General features: G+C 32.8%; 17 protein-coding genes. 10 read left to right on the top strand and 7 right to left on the bottom strand.

Annotated features, from left to right (window positions below; all coding sequences use genetic code 11):
• Positions 1-121 precede the first annotated feature (121 nt).
• From FUA24_RS14320 to FUA24_RS14305, 4 genes are read left to right on the top strand one after another with little or no spacing between them, the layout of a single operon-like run.
• A complete protein-coding gene (locus FUA24_RS14320; RefSeq protein ID WP_148543486.1) occupies positions 122-2,077 on the top strand; it encodes a PKD domain-containing protein in 1,956 nt (651 codons plus the stop codon).
• A 44-nt stretch (positions 2,078-2,121) separates the two neighbouring features.
• Positions 2,122-4,692 carry a CHAT domain-containing protein gene (locus FUA24_RS14315; protein WP_148543484.1) on the top strand — a complete coding sequence of 857 codons (2,571 nt, stop codon included), beginning with the start codon at positions 2,122-2,124 and terminating at the stop codon, positions 4,690-4,692.
• Complete coding sequence (locus FUA24_RS14310) at positions 4,662-5,105, top strand: retropepsin-like aspartic protease (RefSeq protein WP_148543477.1); 444 nt, start codon at positions 4,662-4,664, stop codon at positions 5,103-5,105. Before FUA24_RS14315 ends, FUA24_RS14310 begins: the two co-directional genes overlap by 31 nt.
• Before the next feature lie 44 nt (positions 5,106-5,149).
• Entirely contained in the window at positions 5,150-5,782 is a 633-nt protein-coding gene (locus FUA24_RS14305) for a response regulator (protein WP_148543475.1), read from the top strand.
• Between the two features lie 470 nt (positions 5,783-6,252).
• On the opposite strand, the gene odhB is transcribed toward FUA24_RS14305, so the two are convergent.
• Entirely contained in the window at positions 6,253-7,464 is a 1,212-nt protein-coding gene (gene odhB, locus FUA24_RS14300) for a 2-oxoglutarate dehydrogenase complex dihydrolipoyllysine-residue succinyltransferase (RefSeq protein WP_148543473.1), read from the bottom strand.
• Positions 7,465-7,505: 41 nt separating this feature from the next.
• Positions 7,506-10,244, bottom strand: coding sequence for a 2-oxoglutarate dehydrogenase E1 component (locus FUA24_RS14295; protein WP_148543471.1), 2,739 nt, complete (start codon positions 10,242-10,244; stop codon positions 7,506-7,508).
• Between the two features lie 334 nt (positions 10,245-10,578).
• On the opposite strand from FUA24_RS14295, the gene FUA24_RS14290 reads away from it, so the two are divergent.
• The gene (locus FUA24_RS14290; RefSeq protein ID WP_148543469.1) at positions 10,579-11,079 is read left to right on the top strand and encodes a c-type cytochrome; all 501 of its coding nucleotides are present in this window, start codon (positions 10,579-10,581) and stop codon (positions 11,077-11,079) included.
• A gap of 108 nt (positions 11,080-11,187) precedes the next feature.
• On the opposite strand, the gene FUA24_RS14285 is transcribed toward FUA24_RS14290, so the two are convergent.
• A complete protein-coding gene (locus FUA24_RS14285; RefSeq protein ID WP_148543468.1) occupies positions 11,188-11,619 on the bottom strand; it encodes an RrF2 family transcriptional regulator in 432 nt (143 codons plus the stop codon).
• A gap of 123 nt (positions 11,620-11,742) precedes the next feature.
• Here FUA24_RS14285 and ric point away from each other — a divergent pair, with 123 nt between their 5' ends.
• The gene (gene ric, locus FUA24_RS14280) at positions 11,743-12,459 is read left to right on the top strand and encodes an iron-sulfur cluster repair di-iron protein (RefSeq protein WP_148543466.1); all 717 of its coding nucleotides are present in this window, start codon (positions 11,743-11,745) and stop codon (positions 12,457-12,459) included.
• Between the two features lie 52 nt (positions 12,460-12,511).
• Here the strand turns inward: ric and FUA24_RS14275 are convergent, their stop codons facing one another.
• Genes FUA24_RS14275 through FUA24_RS14260 form a run of 4 tightly spaced genes read right to left on the bottom strand, consistent with a single transcriptional unit; the run spans position 12,512 to position 15,644 of the window.
• Positions 12,512-13,102 carry an SCO family protein gene (locus tag FUA24_RS14275; RefSeq protein WP_148543464.1) on the bottom strand — a complete coding sequence of 197 codons (591 nt, stop codon included), beginning with the start codon at positions 13,100-13,102 and terminating at the stop codon, positions 12,512-12,514.
• Positions 13,102-14,274: a hypothetical protein gene (locus tag FUA24_RS14270; protein WP_148543462.1), complete on the bottom strand. Its 1,173-nt coding sequence runs from the start codon at positions 14,272-14,274 to the stop codon at positions 13,102-13,104. The genes FUA24_RS14275 and FUA24_RS14270 overlap by 1 nt, the downstream gene beginning before the upstream one ends.
• A gap of 45 nt (positions 14,275-14,319) precedes the next feature.
• The gene (locus FUA24_RS14265) at positions 14,320-14,670 is read right to left on the bottom strand and encodes a hypothetical protein (protein WP_148543460.1); all 351 of its coding nucleotides are present in this window, start codon (positions 14,668-14,670) and stop codon (positions 14,320-14,322) included.
• Positions 14,670-15,644, bottom strand: coding sequence for a polyprenyl synthetase family protein (locus FUA24_RS14260; RefSeq protein ID WP_148543458.1), 975 nt, complete (start codon positions 15,642-15,644; stop codon positions 14,670-14,672). Before FUA24_RS14260 ends, FUA24_RS14265 begins: the two co-directional genes overlap by 1 nt.
• Positions 15,645-15,769: 125 nt before the next feature.
• Between FUA24_RS14260 and FUA24_RS14255 the strand changes: the two genes are divergently transcribed.
• Genes FUA24_RS14255 through FUA24_RS14240 form a run of 4 tightly spaced genes read left to right on the top strand, consistent with a single transcriptional unit; the run spans position 15,770 to position 22,420 of the window.
• On the top strand, positions 15,770-16,375 hold the full coding sequence (locus tag FUA24_RS14255) for a TetR/AcrR family transcriptional regulator (RefSeq protein WP_148543456.1): 606 nt from the start codon (positions 15,770-15,772) through the stop codon (positions 16,373-16,375).
• A gap of 5 nt (positions 16,376-16,380) precedes the next feature.
• Complete coding sequence (locus tag FUA24_RS14250) at positions 16,381-17,706, top strand: TolC family protein (protein WP_148543454.1); 1,326 nt, start codon at positions 16,381-16,383, stop codon at positions 17,704-17,706.
• Between the two features lie 6 nt (positions 17,707-17,712).
• Positions 17,713-18,885 (top strand): efflux RND transporter periplasmic adaptor subunit, encoded by a 1,173-nt coding sequence (locus FUA24_RS14245; RefSeq protein WP_148543452.1) that lies wholly within the window; start codon positions 17,713-17,715, stop codon positions 18,883-18,885.
• Positions 18,886-18,913: 28 nt separating this feature from the next.
• Entirely contained in the window at positions 18,914-22,420 is a 3,507-nt protein-coding gene (locus FUA24_RS14240) for an efflux RND transporter permease subunit (RefSeq protein WP_148543450.1), read from the top strand.
• The last annotated feature ends 80 nt before the right edge of the window (positions 22,421-22,500 follow it).

The following is a 22,500-nucleotide window of genomic DNA, read 5'->3' as shown; positions in this document are numbered from 1 at the left end:
TTATTAACCTATTTAGTTTTAAAAGCCAGAACTATTAAGGTTCTGGCTTTTCCTTATACCAATTTCATTTCTGCATAAAAAATAAGTCTTTGTATATTTAAAACATCTAAACCGTTTCGTTATGTTGAAAAAGTTACTTTTTCCATTTTTTCTCCTAATTACCTTTTTTGGTTTTTCGCAACAAAGTAAAGACACAGATAGTATTACAAGAACCGCTGTTATAAATCATAACACTAAAGGCAATTTTGTTGAATTTACTCCAGAAACCCCAGAGCTCATCCAAATAGCTGGTGCTCCTAAAGCCTTTTACACCTATCATTGGGAGTTTGGAGATGGCAACTATAGTAAAGAGAAAAACCCGAAGCACACTTACAAAAAGAAAGGTGAATATGACGTAAAGTTATGGGCAACCAATAACTACGATAATGGAAAACCACCTAGCACACGCCCTAAAAAAATAGCAATTAATACAATCACAGAAGACTACCAAAATATCGCTTCTATGACCGAAGATTTTACTTTAAAACGAAATAGAGAACCTGCCCCAGAACAAGAGATGGTTGCTATATTAAGTTATAAAAACACAAAGGAGTATACCACTAAAGGGAAACTCTATTTATTCTATAACGAGTTAAAATACAAAAATGATAATTTTGAGTTAATTGAAACCCGAACACATCACAACGAAAAAGACATTTCTGAAAACGGATTCGCTTACACGCACAACATTGATGATGACAGAACCTACACAGCTTCTTTAAACAATGACTTCGTAGAAAGCTCTGTTACCCTTCAAGATTCAACTGAAAAAATGAATCTTCCCTTAACTATTCAAGATTCTAAATCTATTTACAAAAACTGGAGCTTGTTAGAATTTGATGATATGCAACCTAACGAGGAACGCAATATCTTTTTCAGTTTAAAAACAACTCCAGAAATGGTAAAAGATACAAGTGCCATAATTTCCGTTCGTGGTATTTACGTTCCAGATGCTAACTATGACAATCACAAAGTGAAAGATATGGAAATGGAGATTGTAACTTCGCATGATCCCAATAAAATGTCTTCTAATGGTACCTTAATGAATTACAGATTTGTTCGTTATAAAACCTTGAAATACAAAATCAAATTTCAGAATAATGGCGAAGGACCTGCCAGAACCATTAGGTTAGAAACCGATATTCCGGAAATGCTAGATAAATCTACCCTAGAGGTCATAGACATGTATCCTAAATGCGATATTTGCCCAAAACGAGATGTACTTTATAGCTGCTTAGATACTACGTTTACAGAAAAACAAGCAATATTTACCTTTAAAAATATTTACCTACCAGGAAGTGAGCAAAAAAATGTAAAAGAATACGATTCTACCAAAGGCTTTGTAAAGTATAAAATAAAGTTTGCCATAGACTTCCATAAGAAAAAAACAAAGTCTAGAACCGCTATCATTTTTGACAAAAACGAACCAATTATCACCAATTATTCAACTACTAGATTTTTACCTGGCATTTCCATTGGTGCTAAAATTGGATATAATTCTTTTTCAAACTTAAATAATTCTGAAAGCTACTTTATTGGCGCTACGCTTTCACCCTACAAATCATATCGTTGGTACTGGCAAATAGAACTCTTGAATAACTTGCATAAGTATGATTCCAATACCAATGTTCTAGAAGAACTAATTGACGACCCAACAGGTTTTAGGTTTAGACAATTAACCACTACAAATTCATCTTTTGAAAATATTGATTGGGATGTACCCATATTACTTAAATACAATGTTAATAATTACATTGGCTTAGGCGCTGGAATTCAAAACACAATTTCTTTAAGTGAGAAACAAACACAAAATGTTTTAATTGAACAGTTTGAAGGCATTCAACCTGGAGCACCAATAACGAACACATTGTTGGAGACTAATGAACAATCTAACAGTTTTACCAATTTAAGAACAGGCTTTTTATTTGAAGCTACTGCAGGTTTTGCACGTATTGGCCCAAGTGTAGGAGCTAGATACATATTAAACTTAGAAGAGGATTTTAATTACTGGCAATTTTTCGCTATCTGGAAATTTTGAGCCTAAGACATATTTTAAAGCTCATTATCACGAAAGAAACTTTAATGAAAAAACTACTTTTCTTTTTTATTCTCATTCACGGCTTATGTTTTTCGCAAGATCTTGAAGAATCGATTTATGTTGCTGCAGAAACTTTTATTGCCAATCCCAATAGTGCTAATTTTATCCTACTATCTCAACAAGAATGGAAGTTTAAAACATTAGCTAAAACCAAAAGTGATCAACTAGCTTTGGTCTTTCTGCAAAGTCATAAAGGGCACTACTTATTAAATAATTCAAAACTTAAAGAAGCTATTTCCACTTTTGAAGACGCCATAACACGGTTTGATAAACATAAGCTCAGCAAAATTTCGGACTTTGACATTATTGAAACTTGTCTTATCCCTCTTGGTAATTTGTACACAAAGACAAACGATTACACCAATGCAGAAAACACGATAAAACGCTATTCCTATTTGGCAAAAACTCAAGGTAAAACACAACACGAAATAAGCGGTGCTATTAACCTAGCCAAATTATATTATGCCATAGACCGACATGAAACCGCTATTAAATTAGCCTCCGAGTTCATTAACCATCCAAAGCTAAGCACCAGTCAAAAGCAAAAACTTACAGGTATAAAAACCGAAAGCCAAATTGCTTTAGCAAATACCCTGCCCTCAAATAACACATTGGTTTCAGCTCCTTTAGAACAAACCTATAAGGCAGCACTAAAAATTAGAGATTTTCCTAAAGCTTTGGATTTATTTCAGCAATACAAAGATGAGCAACTAACAACCAAAGAACTTTATCAAAGAGATTTAGCTCAGCTATATATAGAAGAAGCTCAAGTATACTATTTAAATACCAATAACAACAAAGCTCTAGAAGCACTTCAAAACGCGCTTAAAATTTTAATACCAAATGGAAAATTTAAGAACTTACCTTCTGAATCGTTATTGTATCCTGAAAACAAATTCATTGACATATTTGACTTGTATAGTGAAATAGAGACTAATCCTGAAACTGCATTAAAAAGTTATGATTTAAGCTTTTACGTTTCCGATTTACTAAAGAAAAACTGGACTACCCAAGAAACCAAAATACTAAATCAATACAAGTATAGAACTAGAAGTGAAAAATGTATAGATCTACTTTCTTTAGAGTATAAAAAAACTAAAGACCAAACGTTATTGGTAAAAGCGTTGGAGTATTCAGAAAGCACAAAAGTATTTACTTTAAAAGAGATGTTTCAAAAGAAACAACGTTTAGAAAAACACCCTAAAGACAGCTTGCTTATTAAGGAGTTTAATCTTTTAAAAAAGCAAGAGCAAGTAACTAACAAACTAGTTATTGAACATTTGGAACAAAACAGAGCTTCGGAAATCACTAAACTAAGTAAAGAATTAAGCAATATAAGTCTTGAACTAAAATCACTTGAAACTTTGATCTCAGACAAATATTCAAGTTTAAATAATCTTATTTCTTTAGAAGCTATTCAACAAAAACTAAAACAAAACAATGCTACTCTCATAGAATACTTTTATGGTAAGCATACCATTTACCAGTTCATAATTTCTAATTCTCGTATTGAATTAAAGGAAATTGAAACTAAAAAAGCTGAAAATCAAATTACAGAATACATTAGTCTTTTTAATTCGCCTTCGGGTATAAACAATAATATTATTAGTTACGCTACCAAAGCTCATAAACTATACAAACTATTAAACATTGATGCCGTTTCCAGCACCCCCAATGTGATAATTATACCAGATGGTTGGCTTAACTTTGTTCCTTTTGAAACACTTTTAAGTGCTGAGACTAAAACTACTTCATTTGCTAAAATGCCTTTTGTAATTAATACTCAAAACATCTGCTATAACTCAAGCACTTATTTTTATACACTAAAAAACACTCCTAAAAACAACAATGAGGTTCTAGGTTTCTTTCCTGTTTTTAACAACTCCGATAAAACGCTCACCTACTCTGTTAATGAATCAGAATCAATTAAGGATGAAATGGATTCTGAATTGTTTTTGAACAATCATGCAACTAAAACCAACTTTTTAAAGAAGGTCTCTGATTATGGTATTCTTCATTTGTCCACACATGCCAGCAGCGGAAACTTTATTAAGCCATCTAATATCGATTTCTATGATGAAACCCTTTATTTAAATGAATTATATAGTCTTAAGCTTAACACAAACTTGGTTGTTTTAAGCGCATGCGAAACTGGCATTGGAGAACTTAAAAAAGCGGAAGGGGCAATGAGTATCTCAAGAGGGTTCCAGTATGCAGGCGTTAAGAATTTATTGTTTTCGTTATGGCAAATAAATGATTTATCCACATCTCAAATCATGCAATCTTTTTATAAGAATTACAGCAAATCAAAGTCTGCATTTTTTGCAAATCATCAATCAAAAGTAGATTATCTTGAAAATAAAAACATAAGTAATACTAAGAAATCACCTTACTATTGGGGTGCTTTTGTTTATTACGGAGACATCTCAGAACCTAGCTCCAACCTTGTTTTTTTGTATACGATAATTATAACATTTATCGTTTTTATTATATTATTTTTGCGTAATAAAGTTAACAGCCCTAAATGGATAAAACACTTCAAGAGTTTCTTCTAGAAAGAGGATACACTAAAATAAAATTACATTTAACAAAGACCAACCATTTTGAAATTAAGGCTTCAATTAATGGCAAAAAAGGGCTTTTTATATTAGATACTGGCGCTTCAAGTTCTTGTGTAGGTTTTGACTCTATAGAAACATTTAAATTGCAAGCTGAGGACTCTGACATCAAAGCAGCCGGTGCCGGGGCGGTTGATATGGACACCAAAATGTCTAAAAGAAACAAAGTAAAAATTGGTAAATGGAGTCACACTAGAGTAACCCTGGTTCTGTTCGATTTAACCCATGTAAACACTGCCTTAACAAATCACAACTCTAAACCTGTTCATGGCATAATTGGTGCAGATATATTAAAAAAAGGAAAAGCTATTATTGATTATCAAAGGAAATACTTATATTTAAAAGTATAATCCCAACGAATTTAAAGCCAAATTAGATTATTCTCTCCTAGCCAATGAACACCTCTATTGTAATTGCTGATGACCATCCTTTATTATTAAGAGGGCTTACAGACTTTCTTGCTTCAAAAGGATACAATATTGTAGGTAGTGCTGCCGATGGTAAATCTGCTTATAACCTAATTGTAAAATTGAAACCCGAAATTGCAATTCTTGATATTAGAATGCCCTACAAAACCGGACTAGAAATAGCAGAGGAATGTAAAAAGAACAATATTAACACTAAAGTTATCCTAATAACCTTTGACAAAGAGGAAGAGCTTTATGACAAGGCTAAAGCATTTGGTGTTTATGGCTATCTGCTAAAAGAGTTTGCTATTGAAGAAATTGAGACCTGCATAAAGAGTGTTATTAACAACACCCCGTATTTTAGTGAAGAAATAGCTTCTTACTTAAATTCAAGCCCAATAAATAGTCATTTGGAAGAAATAAGCTCATTAACAAAGTCGGAGCTTAGAATCGTTAAACTTATATCTCAAAACAAGACTAGCAGTGATATTGCTGATGAATTATCTATATCGGTAAGAACCGTTGATAAGCATAGAAGTAATATTGTAGCAAAATTAGGATTAGACAATAAGCCTACTTCCCTTTCCATATGGGCAAACCTTAACAAAGACCATCTTTAAAAATACGTATAACTGCGTATTTTTTAAATCGTATATATAATCTACTTTTACAGTGCTATTAATTAGTTCTTAGGGAGAATTAAGAAAGCTCTAGTATTGTAATAATCTAGAGCTTTCGCTTTTTTACACATCTAGCAAACCACTGTTTTTAAAATACGTAGAAGTGCTTATTTTTTTTAAGTAAATCTTGCTATAATTTTACAAAAGCTATTAGGCTATAATTCTTTTTTGAGAGATAGAATTATCTAAAACTCTGCATTGAATCAATGCAGAGTTTTCCTCAAATCTTTTAGTGCTTTAAAACTAGAAAATGGAAGAAAACAATAAAATCTTTGATAAGTTTTTAATGATAGGGTTAACTATTCTAATCCTCATAATACTATCCATGAATCTTTTGTTAGTTTTAGTCAGTTAGAAATAAAAAAGGACGCTAAAATAGCGTCCTTTTTTATTGCATGTATTTTATATTGTTAAAGCTCTAATGCCTTTTTAACATCGTTATTCATTAGAATCTCAATTGGATTTTCTAAAGCTTCTTTCACAGCAACTAAGAAACCAACACTTTCCTTACCATCAATAATTCTATGATCATAAGATAAAGCCACGTACATAATTGGTCTGATTTCAACTTTACCGTCTACTGCAACAGGTCGTTCTACAATATTGTGCATTCCTAAGATACCACTTTGAGGAGGGTTAATGATTGGTGTTGATAACATACTACCAAATACACCACCATTAGTAATTGTAAATGTACCTCCTGTCATTTCATCAACAGTAATTTGTCCATCTCTAGCTCTTAGTGCTAAACGTTTAACTTCAGACTCAACTCCTCTAAAGCTTAAGTTTTCTGCATTTCTAATTACAGGTACCATTAATCCTTTTGGTCCTGATACCGCAATACTAATATCACAGAAATCATATGATAACATTTCTTTACCGTCTATCATAGAATTAACCGCAGGATACATTTTTAAAGCACGAACAACAGCCAAAGTAAAGAAGCTCATAAACCCTAAACTAACACCATGTTTAGCTTTAAAGGTTTCTTTATATTCTTTTCTTAAAGCAAAGATTGGCGACATATCAACTTCATTAAATGTAGTTAACATAGCCGTTGTATTTTTAGCCTCCACTAAACGTTCTGCTACTTTACGACGTAACATAGACATTTTACTTCTTGAAGTACCTCTGTTTCCTCCTGTTGGTGTTCCCATAGATGGTACTGCTTTAATAGCATCGTCTTTTGTAACTCTACCATCTTTACCTGTACCTTTTACAGAACCAGCATCCATTCCTTTTTCAGCTAAAATCTTCTTAGCAGCAGGGCTTGCTGTTCCTGTAGCATAAGTATCTGCCTTAGCTGGCTCACTTTTTACCTCGGCAGCTTTAGGCGCTTCTTCTTTAGCTTCAGCCTTTGGCGCTTCGCCTCCTTCTAGCTTTTCAGCACTTGTATCAATTAAACAAACAACTGCTCCAACTTCAACAGCATCTCCTTCTTCAGCTTTCAGTGTTATGGTACCGCTAACTTCTGCAGGAAGTTCAAGTGTTGCTTTATCACTATCTACTTCAGCAATAGCTTGGTCTTTTTCAACATAATCTCCATCTTCTACTAACCATGTAGCTATTTCTACTTCTGTAATAGACTCTCCTGGTGATGGCACTTTCATTTCTAAAATCATCTCTGTAATAATTTTAATTGTAAATTTTTTTCTTTTTTATTTTATATACTGAAAACGTCTTCTATAACTTTACGTTGTCTTGCTTTATCTCTAGTACTAGACCCTGGTGCAGGCACAGAATTATATGGTCTTGCACAAACTTCTAGTTTAACCAAATCTAAACGTTGTGCCATATGACCCCAAGCCCCCATGTTTTTAGGCTCTTCTTGTGCCCAAACGTATTTTTCTACATTAGGGTAACGGTCTATAATACTTTGAAGTTTTTCTGTATGTAATGGGAATAATTGTTCTATTCTTACCAAGGCAACATCTTCTCTATCCAATTCTTCTCTTTCCGCCAATAACTCATAATAGAATTTACCTGTACAGAACACTAATTTCTTAACCGCATTTGGGTTAATAGTATCATCTATTATCTCTTGGAATTCACCTTTTGCTAAATCTTTTAAAGGCGATACTGCTTTAGGGTGTCTTAATAAACTCTTTGGAGTAAATACAATTAAAGGCTTTCTAAAATCGCGCTTCATTTGTCTTCTTAACAAGTGAAAGAAGTTAGCTGGCGTTGTACAATCTGCAACAATCATATTATCATTAGCGCATAATTGTAAATAACGTTCCATTCTAGCAGAAGAGTGCTCAGACCCTTGTCCTTCATAACCATGAGGCAGCAATACTACAACTCCGTTTTGAGCTTTCCATTTATCTTCGGCTGCAGACAGGTATTGGTCAAAAATAATTTGAGCTCCATTACTAAAGTCCCCAAACTGTGCCTCCCAAATGGTTAATGTATTAGGATTAGCCATGGCATAACCATAGTCAAAACCTAGAACCCCATATTCTGATAAAAATGAATTGTAAATAAACATTTCACCTTTATTATTGGGGTTTGTATTTAATAAGTTAATGCGTTCTTCTGAAATCTCATCACGTAAAATGGCGTGACGGTGACTAAACGTTCCTCGCTCAACATCTTGACCAGAAATTCTAACGTTAAACCCTTCTTCTAGCAAACTTCCGTAAGCTAAAGTTTCTGCCATTCCCCAATCTAAAGTATCGGTTTCAAAAACCATTTTTTCTCTTCCTTGTAAAATACGCTCAGCTTTACGTAAAAACTTAACTCCTTCGGGGGAAGTAGAAACAACTTTTGATATATTTTTAAGGTTATCCTCTGAATAAGACGTATCTACAGTTTTAAGCATAGCATCTAAACCTTGACGCTCAAAGTTAGTCCAACGCTCTTCCATAAACTCTCTTACTTTAGAAGAGTCCGATTCCTTAGCTTTAGTATATTCACTTTCTAATCTATCCTTAAACTCAGCAACAATACCGTTAGAATATCCAGCATCAATAGTACCTTCAGCAATTAATTTATCGGCATATATCTTAAAAGGATTCGGATGTTTTGAAATGTTCTTATAAAGTTTTGGTTGCGTAAATCTAGGTTCATCACCTTCATTATGTCCGTACTTTCTATAGCCTAGTAAGTCTATATAAACATCTTTTTTAAAGCGCATTCTATAATCTAGAGCCATTTCTATAGCATGTACTACTGCTTCTGCATCATCTGCATTAACATGTAATACTGGTGACAAAGTAACTTTAGCTACATCTGTACAATAGGTACTTGAACGTGCATCTAAATAGTTAGTTGTAAAACCTATTTGGTTATTAACTACAATATGAATTGTTCCTCCTGTTTTGTAACCATTTAACTGGCTCATTTGGGCAACTTCGTAGGCTATTCCTTGTCCCGCTATAGCCGCATCTCCATGAACTATAATTGGAAGGATTTTAGAATTATCTCCATCATAATCATCATCAATCTTAGCTCTTGTTATCCCTTCAGCAACAGGCCCTACCGTTTCAAGGTGAGAAGGATTAGGCACCAAGTTCATTTTAATGTTCTTTCCGTTCTGGTAAGTTTTATCTAATGTTAATCCTAAATGATATTTAACATCTCCATCAATATTTGCATCTTCAAAATCTTTTCCTTCAAACTCACTAAACAACTCATGCAAAGGCTTTCTAAAGATATTTACCAAAGTACTTAATCGACCACGGTGAGCCATTCCTAAAACACACTCTTTTACGCCATAGTTTTCAACAGAATAATACAACGCATTACTAATAGCAGGAATTAAAGATTCTCCTCCTTCTAAAGAGAAACGTTTTTGTCCAACATATTTAGTTTGTAAAAAGTTTTCGAAAGTTACTGCTTGATTTAACTTTGAAAGAATGTATTTCTTTGTTTCTGCAGAATATGTAGGATGGTTATCGTTAACATTTAACTTATCCTGCCACCACTTAATCACTTCTGGATTACGTAAGTACATGTATTCTACACCAATAGCATCACAATAAATTCTATCTAGATGTTTTACAATTTCACGTAAAGGCTGTGCCTTTAATCCTAAAATTTCACCAGCATTAAAAACGGTATCTAAATCGTTTTCGTTTAGACCAAAATTTTCTAATTCTAAAGTTGGTTTGTAAGTACGTCTTTCTCTAACAGGGTTTGTTCTTGTAAACAAATGCCCTCTCATTCTATAACCGTCTATTAACTTAACAACCTGAAATTCTTTTTGAAGATGTTCTGGCATTTGAGTTGAAACACCTTCAACAATTTCGCCATCTAAACCATAGTTTTCACTACCAAAATCATACCCTTGAAAAAAAGCTCTCCAACTAGGCTCTACACTATCTGGGTTTTGTAAATACTGCTCGTACAAGTCTGCAAAATAGGCTGTATGAGCGGCGTTTAAAAAAGAATATTTATCCATTATTTCTTATCCTAAACAAGTCTTAAAAATACATTTTCCAAAAATACAACTTTTATAAAGATTAGATATTAGTTTCTATAGAATTAAAACGTTTAATAACACTTTTAAGAAATACGCTTATTTAAATGTTAATTTTTTAATGATTCCTAATTTTACGTTTGGTTTTTTTAAAATCATTAAAAACGACACCAAATAACCTTATCAATATTTTTAAATTTTAACAATTTAGATTAAGGCAAGTGATTCCAAATAAAAACTTACGTTATATTGATTATTATCATGTTTTATCATTCTAAAGCAACATAATTTTGCTACGAATCAAACCTTAACTATTATGAAAGCATATTATAGAATAACACTATTATTAAGTTTTATAATCTTTTTGGGATGTGGAGGTAAGGAAGAAAAAAAGAAAAAAGGATTCACCTATGAAGAAACCAAAACTGAATCTAAAGCACCTCTAAAAGAAACTGAATCTAATAAAGCTTCAAAACAAATAGATTTAAGTAATAAAGGGATTGGACCGATTAAGACGGTGGCTCTGAACACGAAAATTGACGAAAAAATGGTAGCTCATGGTAAAGCTACATTTACCAAACTATGTGCTGCTTGCCATAGACCTGACAAGAAATTTATAGGACCTTCTCCTAAAGATATTTTGGAGCGCAGATCTCCAGAATGGGTTATGAATATAATGCTGAACCCAATAGAGATGATTGAAAAAGACCCAATTACAAAAGCTTTACAGGAAGAATTTAATGGCGCCATAATGCCAAAACAAAATATTACCGAAGCCGATGCTAGAGCACTTTTAGAGTACTTTAGAACATTATAATTAGAACTGGTTCTACGGAGGTGTTATACGAATGGATTAATAGCTCTAGCGAAACTTCTTCGCACATATCAAAAATAACGCCTCCTTTATCCAGTCTATTCTATTACTTTACAATGGCAAAAATGCTTTACCTTGTTTAACTTCTTGAGCCAATTCTCGTATCGTTCTCTTCCTAAAATTTAATAGTATATCATTTTTTGAGTCGCTTAAGATATTATGCAAAGGACATGGTTTATCTTCATTACATTTTTCAAGACTCAACATACAAGAATTAAGTTTTATCTCTCCTTCAATTGCATAAAGAATATCCATTATTGATTTCTCTAAATTTACCTCTGTTAAATAAAACCCTCCATTTACTCCCCTAACTGAGGACACTATATTTCCCTTTACTAAAAGCTGAAGTAACTTTGCTAAATACGCTTGTGGTACATTGATTGGCTTAGCTATATCTTTAACCATTATTTTATTTCTGAATGTAGAATGCAAAGCCAGAAACAAAACTGCCTTAAGAGCGTATTTTGTAGAATTTGAGAGCATTGTTATTGTATTTACTAACAAACGTAAGAAACAACAACACAACATCTTATGATTTAAATCATATTCCAGTGGTATTTCAATATATATTTTTGCTTTAGAAAAAAAGACAAAAACATCCTATTTATGAATTCAATTGAAAATAAAACAGTTGCAGAAGTAGTAGCCGAAAATATTAAAACAGCTCATATATTTAAAAAATATGGAATAGACTTCTGCTGCGGAGGCGGAATAAGTATTGAAAAAGCATGCGAAAAAAAGGAACTCGATTACGAAACGTTAAAAAACGACCTACTTAGTGTTGAAAACACTCCAAAAGCATATAATTACAACTCCTGGAGTCTTGATTTTTTAATAGATCACATTATTAACGTACACCATATTTATGTAGAAGAGTCTATCCCTCTAATCCTTCAATATTCTAACAAAGTAGCAAAAGTGCATGGTCATCATTATACAGAGGTGGTTAAAATTAATGAATTATTCACTGAAGTAGCCAACGAACTTGCAACGCACTTAAAAAAAGAGGAACTTATACTATTCCCATACATAAAGAAATTATTAAAATTAAAAGCTGAAAATGCAAAGTTAGAAACTCCGCCATTTGAAACTGTAAACAACCCTATAAGAATGATGGAGGAAGAGCATGAAACCGCTGGCGATATCTTTAAAACAATTGCACAACTAACAAATAATTACACACCTCCAGAAGGTGCTTGTAATACCTTTAGAGCACTATACGCTAAACTTGAAGAGTTTGAGCAAGACCTCCATTTACACATTCATCTTGAGAATAATATTCTGCACACTAAAGCAAAAGAATTAGAACTGAGTTTTTCATAATCAATAAAGAAAATTGATTATTTACTTAAGAAGATTAGTAGTTTCTTTACTACTAATCTTTTTCTTTAAGCAGAATAGCTATGTCTTCTTTTAGAAAATCCACCTCCTGACTATTTAATAGATCATACAATCCTCTAATATTTAAATCGGTATCTATTAAAACAGCATTGCTTGTATGGTAAAACTGATTTTGGCTTGTATCAATAGTTGCCAGATACATCTTTGCTACAGTCAACAAATCCTCTGGTTCAGTTCTTAGAAAAAACCAGTTTTCAGGTTTATTTAAAAATTGCGAGGCATGATCCCATAAGACTGGAATTGTATCTTGTTCTGGATTAATTGTTACGGATAAGAAAACAACATCTTCACTTCTATTAGTAGTAGCTATTCCTTCTATTTCATTTTCCATAGCAGGACAAATTGAAGGACAGGTGCTAAAGAAAAAATTCACAACCTGAAGTTGCCCTTTATAACTATTCAAAGCAACCTTTTCTCCCAAATGATTGTATATTTCAAAAGCCTCTAACTTTTTTACACTCTCTGGTTTATTTAAATTAGAACTTACTATAGGAATCTTTTTTTCAACCCTTTTACATCCAAATGTTACAACAGCCAGACAAAGAAACAATTTAAATGTATTCATTATAAAATACTTCTAAGTTTTTTATCTAACTTATGATCATAAAAATATAAAAACATACTTCCCATCATTTCTATTTCACCTTCTGAAGTATTGTTAACCTCCTGAACTATTTCGTATTTATGATCTGGATAAAGTTTAACACCTTTTACAGAAGAGAAAGAAGTTATTTCTCTTAGCCCTATCTTATCCTGTTTGTTAGTCACTAAAGATTTAAAAACTGTAGAATCTGCGGTAATATCTCTCAATTCAATTGATTCGGAATATGGGTGTACATGAGAATTAATTTTATGAAGTGTCATTATGGTATCTAATTTAATGTATTCTTCGAAGGCACTTCTATACGTATGCTTACCCTTTGGTACTTTCCAGAACGATGTAATAGGTTCTCCTTTTGCATTAACACCATTAAACCCAAGATTATTCCCTCTGGTAATAACGCAACGTACTTTAGAATCGGAATACATACTTTCTCTATCTTGGTGTTCAAGATCATTTTCGTCATAGGGTAGAGACAATATTACATATCTCATATACAAAGGTTTTAATCTTTTTTCTTTATCCTTTTGAAAGGATAAAACAAAATCATAGTCAATCTTAAAAAAAGCACTTTTATCATTTAAATTTAAGGCTTGAGTTCCTAAAACGATTTTTTCATTAGAAAAAATAGGATATCCAAATCCTTCGGGAAAATCAAAATCCAACCCCCCTTTGGTAAGTGTTATTAATTGTGGAATTTGCAAATTTATTCGTTCCTCCAAGTCAAACCTAGAAAAGTGCTCAATCTGACTATGATCAAAATTCACATGACAAACAAAATCATTAGCATCCTCTTGATTTTTATCTTCAACGTTTGCACTTACGTTAAGCCCCGTTATCCAATACAACTCCTCCTCTTTTTCATTTAACAAAAAAGTATTAGAAGTTGCTGGCCCCTTCATAGAACCAAAAATATCATCAACTAATAATGTCGGAGAATTAAATTTTGCCTGATAACCATCATTAGCCTTACTTATGCTTTTAGACCATTTAGAGTTTAGAATATGAGCGGAATGTAAAAGCTCTTTTTTTAAGGTATTTCTTGTTAAAGGAGTGGCCCACCTATAACCTGCAAAACATAGCCCAATTACAATACCAAAGAAAACTAAAAGCCTTTTTATCTTTACTTTTTTCATTAAACACTTTTTATCTGAATAAAGATACGTAATAATAAACTGTCCTTATTTAAACTTATGCCTATACCAAACCTTTTGCCATTCACGCTTTAATATAAGAAACGAGACTTGTTCGGCCAACTTAATAGTATCATCTCCATTTAAGGATTTCACTTCTTTTTCGGAAACATCAACTATATAAAGAAGATTTAGATATTCTGCAAACTTCTCTTGAATAAGATTATATACTGTTTCATGAAGCATTAATTTTAGACTAGAGGGAAGAATATCTTCATGAAAATCTAAATCTATATTAGCATATAAAAAGTCCTTATTAAGTTGAAGAATTAACTTTTGGTATAGGCCCAATTGATCTGCTTCCGTAACCAAATCATTAAAAGTAGAAGGAAGTTGCATTATACGTTTCTACGCATTAAACTATTACCAAAATCTCTTAATAACTGTTTTCTATTTTCAGAAACTTTTAAGGGTTCTAAAACCTCAAAGGCCCTATTAGTATATACTTCAACGGCTTGTTTTGTTGCCGTTTCTGAACCTGTTGATATAAACAATTGCTTTACTTCAGTAACTTTATCATCCGTGGCACTCGGATTAGTATTAAACAAATGAACTAATCGCTCTTGATCTGTTTTAGAAGCAAACTCCAGAGCTTTTAAATACAAATAGGTTTTCTTATTCTCAATAATATCGCCACCAACCTGTTTACCAAAGGTTTTTGGATCTCCAAAAGCATCTAAATAATCATCTTGCAGTTGAAATGCGATTCCTAAATTTCTACCAAACTCATATATATGCTCTTGATCTTCTTTATTTGCTCCTGCAATTACTGCTCCCATTTTCATTGCTGCAGCTACCAAAACTGAGGTTTTATACTCAATCATTTTCAAATACTCTGGTATAGTAACATCATTTCTGGTCTCAAAATCAACATCATACTGTTGTCCTTCACAAACCTCTAAAGCAGTCTTACTAAATAACTGGTTTAAAGTTTTAAATACCTCTGGAGTATAGCCCTCAAATAATTGATAAGCCATAATTAACATGGCATCACCAGACAAAATACCCGTATTAACATCCCATTTTTCATGAACTGTACTTTTTCCTCTTCTTAAAGGCGCATCATCCATAATATCATCATGAACCAGAGTAAAATTATGAAACACCTCAATGGCTAAAGCTGCGTTTAAAGCTTTTTTATACGCACCTCCAAAAACATCGGTAGTCATTAAAGCTAAAACTGGTCTTAACCGTTTACCTCCTAATTGGAGAATATAATTAATTGGAGCGTACAACCCCTTAGGCTCCTTTTCTACTGAGTAATTCTGTAGAAAATCTAAAAACTCCTGTTGGTATTTTTCAATAGATAACATGAGACAAAAATAAATTAATTACACATATTAAAAAGTTAGAAAATAAACTTAGTGTTAAAAAAACGTAAAACTTTGGAAACTTTTTTTGTTTATTTAGTTTCCTGAGCTAAATTTGCACCCGAATTATGAAAGAAAAAATTATAAATATAGCCACAGAATTGTTTTTAAACTTTGGATTTAAAAGCGTAACAATGGATGATATAGCCAATGAAATGGGTATTTCAAAAAAAACTATATATGTTCATTTTGCTAATAAAACCAAACTTGTAGAAGCTGTAACTTTTACAATGCTAGAAAACGTTTGTGAGGGTATTGATGGTATTTGCAATACCTCAGCAAACCCAATAGAAGAACTGTACGATATTAAAATGTTTGTACTCCATCATTTAAAAAATGAAAAAACATCTCCGCAGTATCAATTGAAAAAGTACTATCCACAGATATTTAGTCAATTAACCTTAAAACAATTTGATAAAATGCACGAATCTGTAAAAGCTAGTCTTCAGAAAGGTGTAGATACAGAAGTGTTTAGGGCTGCTATTGATGTAGACTTTATATCTAGATTGTACTTCACTGGTATGACTGGAATTAAGGATCAAACAATTTTCCCTCTTGATAAATATGATGTTGAATATTTAATTGAGAGCTATTTAGAATATCACTTAAGAGCCATTGTTACAGACAAAGGACTTGAAATATTAAACAAATTCATAAAATCAAATCAATCATAAAAAATATGAAAAACAGATTAATTTTAATACTAAGTTTTCTATGTAGTTTTATGGTCTTTTCACAAGAAAATAAACGTAAATTTTCTTTACAAGAAGCCATAGCCTATGCTCTAGAAAATAATAGAACCATTAAGAATGCAGACTTAAGTGTTCTTGCTGCTAAGCAGCAGGTTTGGGAGACAAAAGCTATTGGTTTGCCTCAAATTAGTGGTGCAGTAGATTATTCTATTAATATTAAAACGCCTTTTGATATTAATAGTCTTGCCGAAGATGACCCATTTAGATTTTTATTCCCAAAGCATAATCTTACACCAAGCGTAACTTTAAACCAGTTATTATTTGATGGTGGGTATCTTGTAGGCCTTCAGTCTAACAAAGTGTTTTTAGAAATTTCTCAAAATGCCAAAGACAAAACCATCAATACCATTGAAACTAATGTTGTTAGTGCTTATAACAATGCATTGTTAACAAAGGAAAGTATTGAAATCACTAAGAACAATATTAGGGTTTTGTCTGATAACTTGAAAGAAACTCAAAAAATATTCGAAAACGGATTAACTGAGGAAGAAGATGTTGAGCAGCTTCAATTAACCCTTTCTAACTTAGAAAATAATTTAAGAAGCTTAGAAACTTTGTTAGATATCTCTAAAGGCTATGTGAAAATTCTTTTGGGTATTGATCCTAGCGAATCTATAGAGTTAACAGATACTTTAGAATCTTTAATTGTTGAAAACATATCATTAAACTTAATTAATGACACTCATGATGTTTCCAACAACATAGACTTTAAAATTGCAGCTAACGATGCAGAGAGCAAAAGATTAGAATACAAATTAGAGAAATCTGATCAATTACCTAAACTCAATGCATTTATTACCTCTAATTACTTAGGGTATAGCAACTCTGTTTCTACCTATTTTAACAGTGAACAAGATTGGTTATTTACTACTGTTGGCGGATTCAAATTAACCGTACCAATCTTCAGTTCTTTTGGAGGTAAAGCAAAAAGAAAAAGAGCTAAAATTGAGTGGGAAAAAGCCAAAAACAGTTTAGTGGAAACTGAAAACCAGTTATCTATGGAATTTAAAAATGCCAAAAACGAATATCAATTGGCTATAGACACCTATGATAATAAACAGAAGAATTTAGCTTTAGCAGAAAAAATTGAAAAGAAAAACACCATCAAATACAAAGAAGGTATAGCTAGCAGCTTTGATTTAAGACAAGCGCAAACACAATTATATAGTAGCCAGCAAGAATATTTACAGTCTATAATAGATGTAATAAATAAAAAAGCAGCACTTAAAAACTTATTAAACATAAAACAATAACCCATCATGAAATATATTTATTTAACCGTACTAAGCGCCATAATACTAACATCATGTGGTGGAGATAAAAATAAATCTGTAGAAGATATTATTGCTTCAAAAGATTTAGAACTTATTAGACAGAAGAAAACTGAGCTTGATGCACAAGCTCAAGAAATTTCTAATCAGTTAAAACAGTTGGAAAAAGAAATTAAAGAGCTAGACCCTCAAGAAAAAGTACCTTTAATTACAACTTTTGCAGCTAAAGAAACTGTCTTTAATCACTTTGTAGAATTACAAGGAAGCGTAAGCACAAAGCAAAATGTAGTTATCTACCCAGAATATTCAGGTACTTTAACAAAAGTGTATGTAAAAGAGGGACAAAAAGTAAGTAAAGGACAAACCCTTGCTAAAATTGATGATGGCGGTTTAAGTCAACAATTAACACAATTGCAAATTCAAACCGATTTAGCTAAAACTACTTTTGAGCGCCAAGAAAGACTTTGGAATCAAAAAATAGGAAGCGAAATTCAATATTTACAAGCTAAATCTGCGTATGAAGCCCAGGAGCAAGCTGTTAAGCAATTAAAAGAACAAGTTGGTAAAACCGTTGTAAGAGCACCTTTTTCTGGAACAATTGACGATGTTATCACTGAGCAAGGTACTGTAGTAGCTCCAGGCCAATCTATGCTTTTTAGAATTGTAAACCTAAGAGATATGTACATTGAAACTGATGTGCCAGAACGTTTCATTTCTAGCATTGTACCTGGAAAAGAAGTAGAAGTAGAATTCCCAATTCTAGGAGAGAAATTAGACGCTAAAGTTCGTCAGGCAGGTAACTTTATTAATCCAGCTAACAGAACCTTTAAGGCCGAAGTTGCTATAAACAACAAAGACAATAAAATTAAGCCAAACCTTACTGCTAAGCTTAAAATAAATGATTATACAAGTGAAAAAGCCATTTTAATAAAGCAAAGTATTATTTCTGAAAATGCCGAAGGAGACCAATACATTTATATCATAGCCGATAAAAATGACACCATGGCAAAGGCAAAGCGCGTGTTTGTTAAAACAGGAAAGACGCAAGGTGATAATATAGAAATCTTATCTGGTTTAAAGAATGGCGACGAAATTATTGATGAAGGTGCCAGAACTGTAAAAGATGGACAAGATGTAAAAATCTTGAAAATTGAGGCTTAAATTAACTAACGTTTAAATACAAACGGTAATGACAAAACAAAAGAAAAAAGTAGATAAAGAATTTAAGTTATCATCTTGGGCCATTAATAACAAAACAACCATGTATGTGTTGATTGCTGTTATTTTATTCCTGGGTGCTGGGGCTTATTTCAGTATGGCCAGGGAAAACTTCCCCGAGATAAAAGAGACCAAAATTTACATAAGCTCTGTATATCCCGGAAATACAGCTGAGGATATAGAAAAGCTTATCACAGACCCTATTGAAGATAAACTTAAAACGGTTAGTAATGTTGTTGAAATAACCTCAACATCTCAAGAAGATTATTCTATTGTTGTGGTAGAGTTTGACGAAGACATAACTGTTGAAGCTGCTAAACAAAAAGTAAAAGACGAAGTAGATTCTGAAACTGCTAGTGAGGACTGGCCAACCTTTAATGGTGCCAAGGTAGAACCTAATGTGTTTGATCTTAGTATGTCTGAAGAAATGCCAATTCTTAATATCAATATCTCTGGAGACTACCCAGTAGATAAACTAAAAGAATTTGGAGAACATCTTGAAGATGAAATTGAAAGTCTTTTAGAGATTAAGCAAGTTGATATTCGTGGTGCGCAAGACCGAGAAGTTGAAGTAGCTGTAGACATCTACAAAATGATGGCTGCTAAAGTAAGCTTTGACGACATCATTAATACCATAAGTAGAGAGAATGTAACCATGTCTGCCGGTAATTTAATTTCGAGCGGTCAAAGAAGAACAATAAGAATAATTGGAGAAATTGAAGATCCAAAAGAGCTAGAAGATTTTGTAGTTAAATCTGAAAATAACAACTCCATTTATTTAAAAGACGTTGCAAAAGTTACCTTTAAAGATGAAGACAAAACCACCTATGCAAGAGAGTTTGGACACGCCGTTGTAATGCTCGATGTAAAAAAACGTGCAGGACAAAACATGGTAGATGCCGCCGAGAAAATTAAGGTCATGGTAAAAGATGCCGAAGAGAATGTTTTTCCTCCAGACTTAGAAGTTACCATTTCTAACGATCAGTCCTCTAAGACTATTGGTCAGGTTGACGACCTCGTAAACAATATCATCTTTGGTATTATTCTAGTAGTAACGGTACTTATGTTCTTTTTAGGATTTAAAAATGCATTATTTGTAGGTTTTGCTATACCAATGTCTATGTTCATGTCTTTAATGATCTTAAATCTTCTAGGCTATACAATGAACACTATGATCCTTTTCGGACTAATTATGGGGCTGGGAATGTTGGTAGATAATGGTATTGTGGTTGTAGAAAACGCCTATAGATTAATGAGTGAAGAAGGTATGAGCAGAATAGAAGCTGCAAAAAAGGGTATTGGAGAAATTGCATTTCCTATTATAATTTCTACGCTTACTACCGTAGCAGCGTTCGTTCCGCTAGGCCTTTGGCCAGGGGTTATGGGACAGTTCATGAAATACTTCCCGATAACACTATCTGTAGTATTAGGCTCGTCTCTATTTGTTGCGATATTTTTTAACTCGGTGTTAGTGTCACGCTACATGTCGATTGAAGATAAAGAAATGCCTCTAAAAAACATTATAAGAATATCTGCTATCGTTGGTGGTTTAGGCTTACTAATATTAATAGCTGGTGGAAGCGCAAGAGGCTTAGGGTCATTAATGATATTTACGGTAATTCTATTGTGGATATATCGCTTATTTCTTAGAGGTTGGGCAAACGGATTCCAAAACAAAATTTTACCAGTTTGGGAGCGCTTTTATGAAAAAACGCTTCGATATGCTTTAAGTGGAAGAATGCCCGCTATTATAGCAATTGGGACTGTTGTTCTATTATTTATTGCCTTTATGGGCTTTGGAGCTTCTGTTGGAAGTCAGCGTACCAAAGTAGAGTTCTTCCCAGACAACACACCGAATCAAATCATTGTTTATATAGAATATCCTGAAGGTACCGATATTAAGAAAACCAATACCATCACTAAAGATATTGAACAACGTGTTTATAAAATCATTAATGAAGACGCTTATATGCATGGTGATTTTAATTTCTTAACAGAAAGTGCAGTATCTCAAGTTGGTGAAGGTGCAGGAAATCCCCAGACCGATGGTGGGTCTCAAGCTGAAATGCCACATAGAGGTAAAATTACAGCCACAATGCGAGAGTATAAGTTTAGAGATGGCGCAGACAGTAATGTTCTACTAAAAAAGGTGCAAGAAGACCTAAAAGGTATTTACCCTGGAGTAGCTATTTCTGTTGAGAAAGATGCCGTTGGACCACCGGCTGGATACCCTATTAACATTGAACTTGAAGGCGATGACTATAGCGAACTTATTGCCACAGCTGAAAAAATGCGCGACTTTCTTAACCTAAAAAACATTCAAGGTATTGATGAGCTGAAAATAGATGTTAATAAATCTAAGCCTTCAATGAAAGTTACAGTTGATAGAAAAAAGGCTGGCGAACTTGGTATTAATGCTGGTCAGGTAGGTCAGCAGTTACGTAACTCTATCTTTGGTGCTAAAGCAGGTATCTACAAAAATGATGGCGAAGATTATGATATCTATGTAAGATTTAATGAAGAAAACAGATATAATACGAGCGCTCTTTTTAACCAGAAAATAACGTTTAGAGACATGGCTTCTGGTCAAATAAAAGAAATTCCCGTATCAACTGTTGCTAAGCAAACCAATAGCTCCGGATTTAGTGCTATAAAACATAAAGATGTAAGACGTGTAGTTACACTATACTCTGCTCTGGCTCCTGGTTTTACTGATGCTGGAGCAATTGTATCTAAGATTCAAAATGAGATGCAAAGTTTTACTGAAAAACCAGATGGTGTAAAAATCGATTATACTGGGCAAATCGAAGAGCAAAATAAGCAAATGGCATTTTTAATGAGTGCGTTTGGTTTCGGACTATTGTTAATTTTCTTTATTCTGATATTCCAATTTAATGCCATCTCAAAACCAGCAATTATAATGTTGGCAATATTCTTAAGTTTAATCGGGGTGTTTGGAGGTATCGTAATAACCGGAAGTCCATTTGTAATTATGATGACTATGATGGGAATCATCTCTCTCGCAGGTATTGTTGTTAATAACGGTGTGGTACTCTTAGATTATACACAGCTTTTAATTGACCGTAAAAAAGTACAGCATAATTTAGAAGATAACCAATATTTAGAAACTCCTGATTTGTTAGAAGCTATCATTAAAGGAGGTAAAGCACGTTTGCGACCAGTATTGTTAACAGCAATTACCACAATTTTAGGGTTAATTCCGTTAGCAACCGGTTTAAATATTAACTTCTTTACATTATTTAGTGAGTTTAATCCTCATATCTATATGGGTGGTGACAACGTAATTTTCTGGGGTCCACTAGCATGGACAGTAATTTACGGTCTATTTGTGGCAACATTCTTAACATTAATTGTTGTTCCAATTTTATTCTACTTAGTTACCAGATTTAAAATGTGGTTATTTAAAGATAGAGTATCCCATTATTCTCAAGTATCCGAAATAGGAGAGACTGTTTAGAATGTCATATTTTGAACTTAAAATAAATTAATTTCTAAAAGAGCCGCATTTATAGCGGCTCTTTCTATTTTTATAATTTA

It is taken from the genome of Seonamhaeicola marinus (assembly GCF_008085455.1).
Note: the sequence above shows the minus strand (reverse complement) of the source record. Positions and strands in the feature narration are given on the sequence as shown.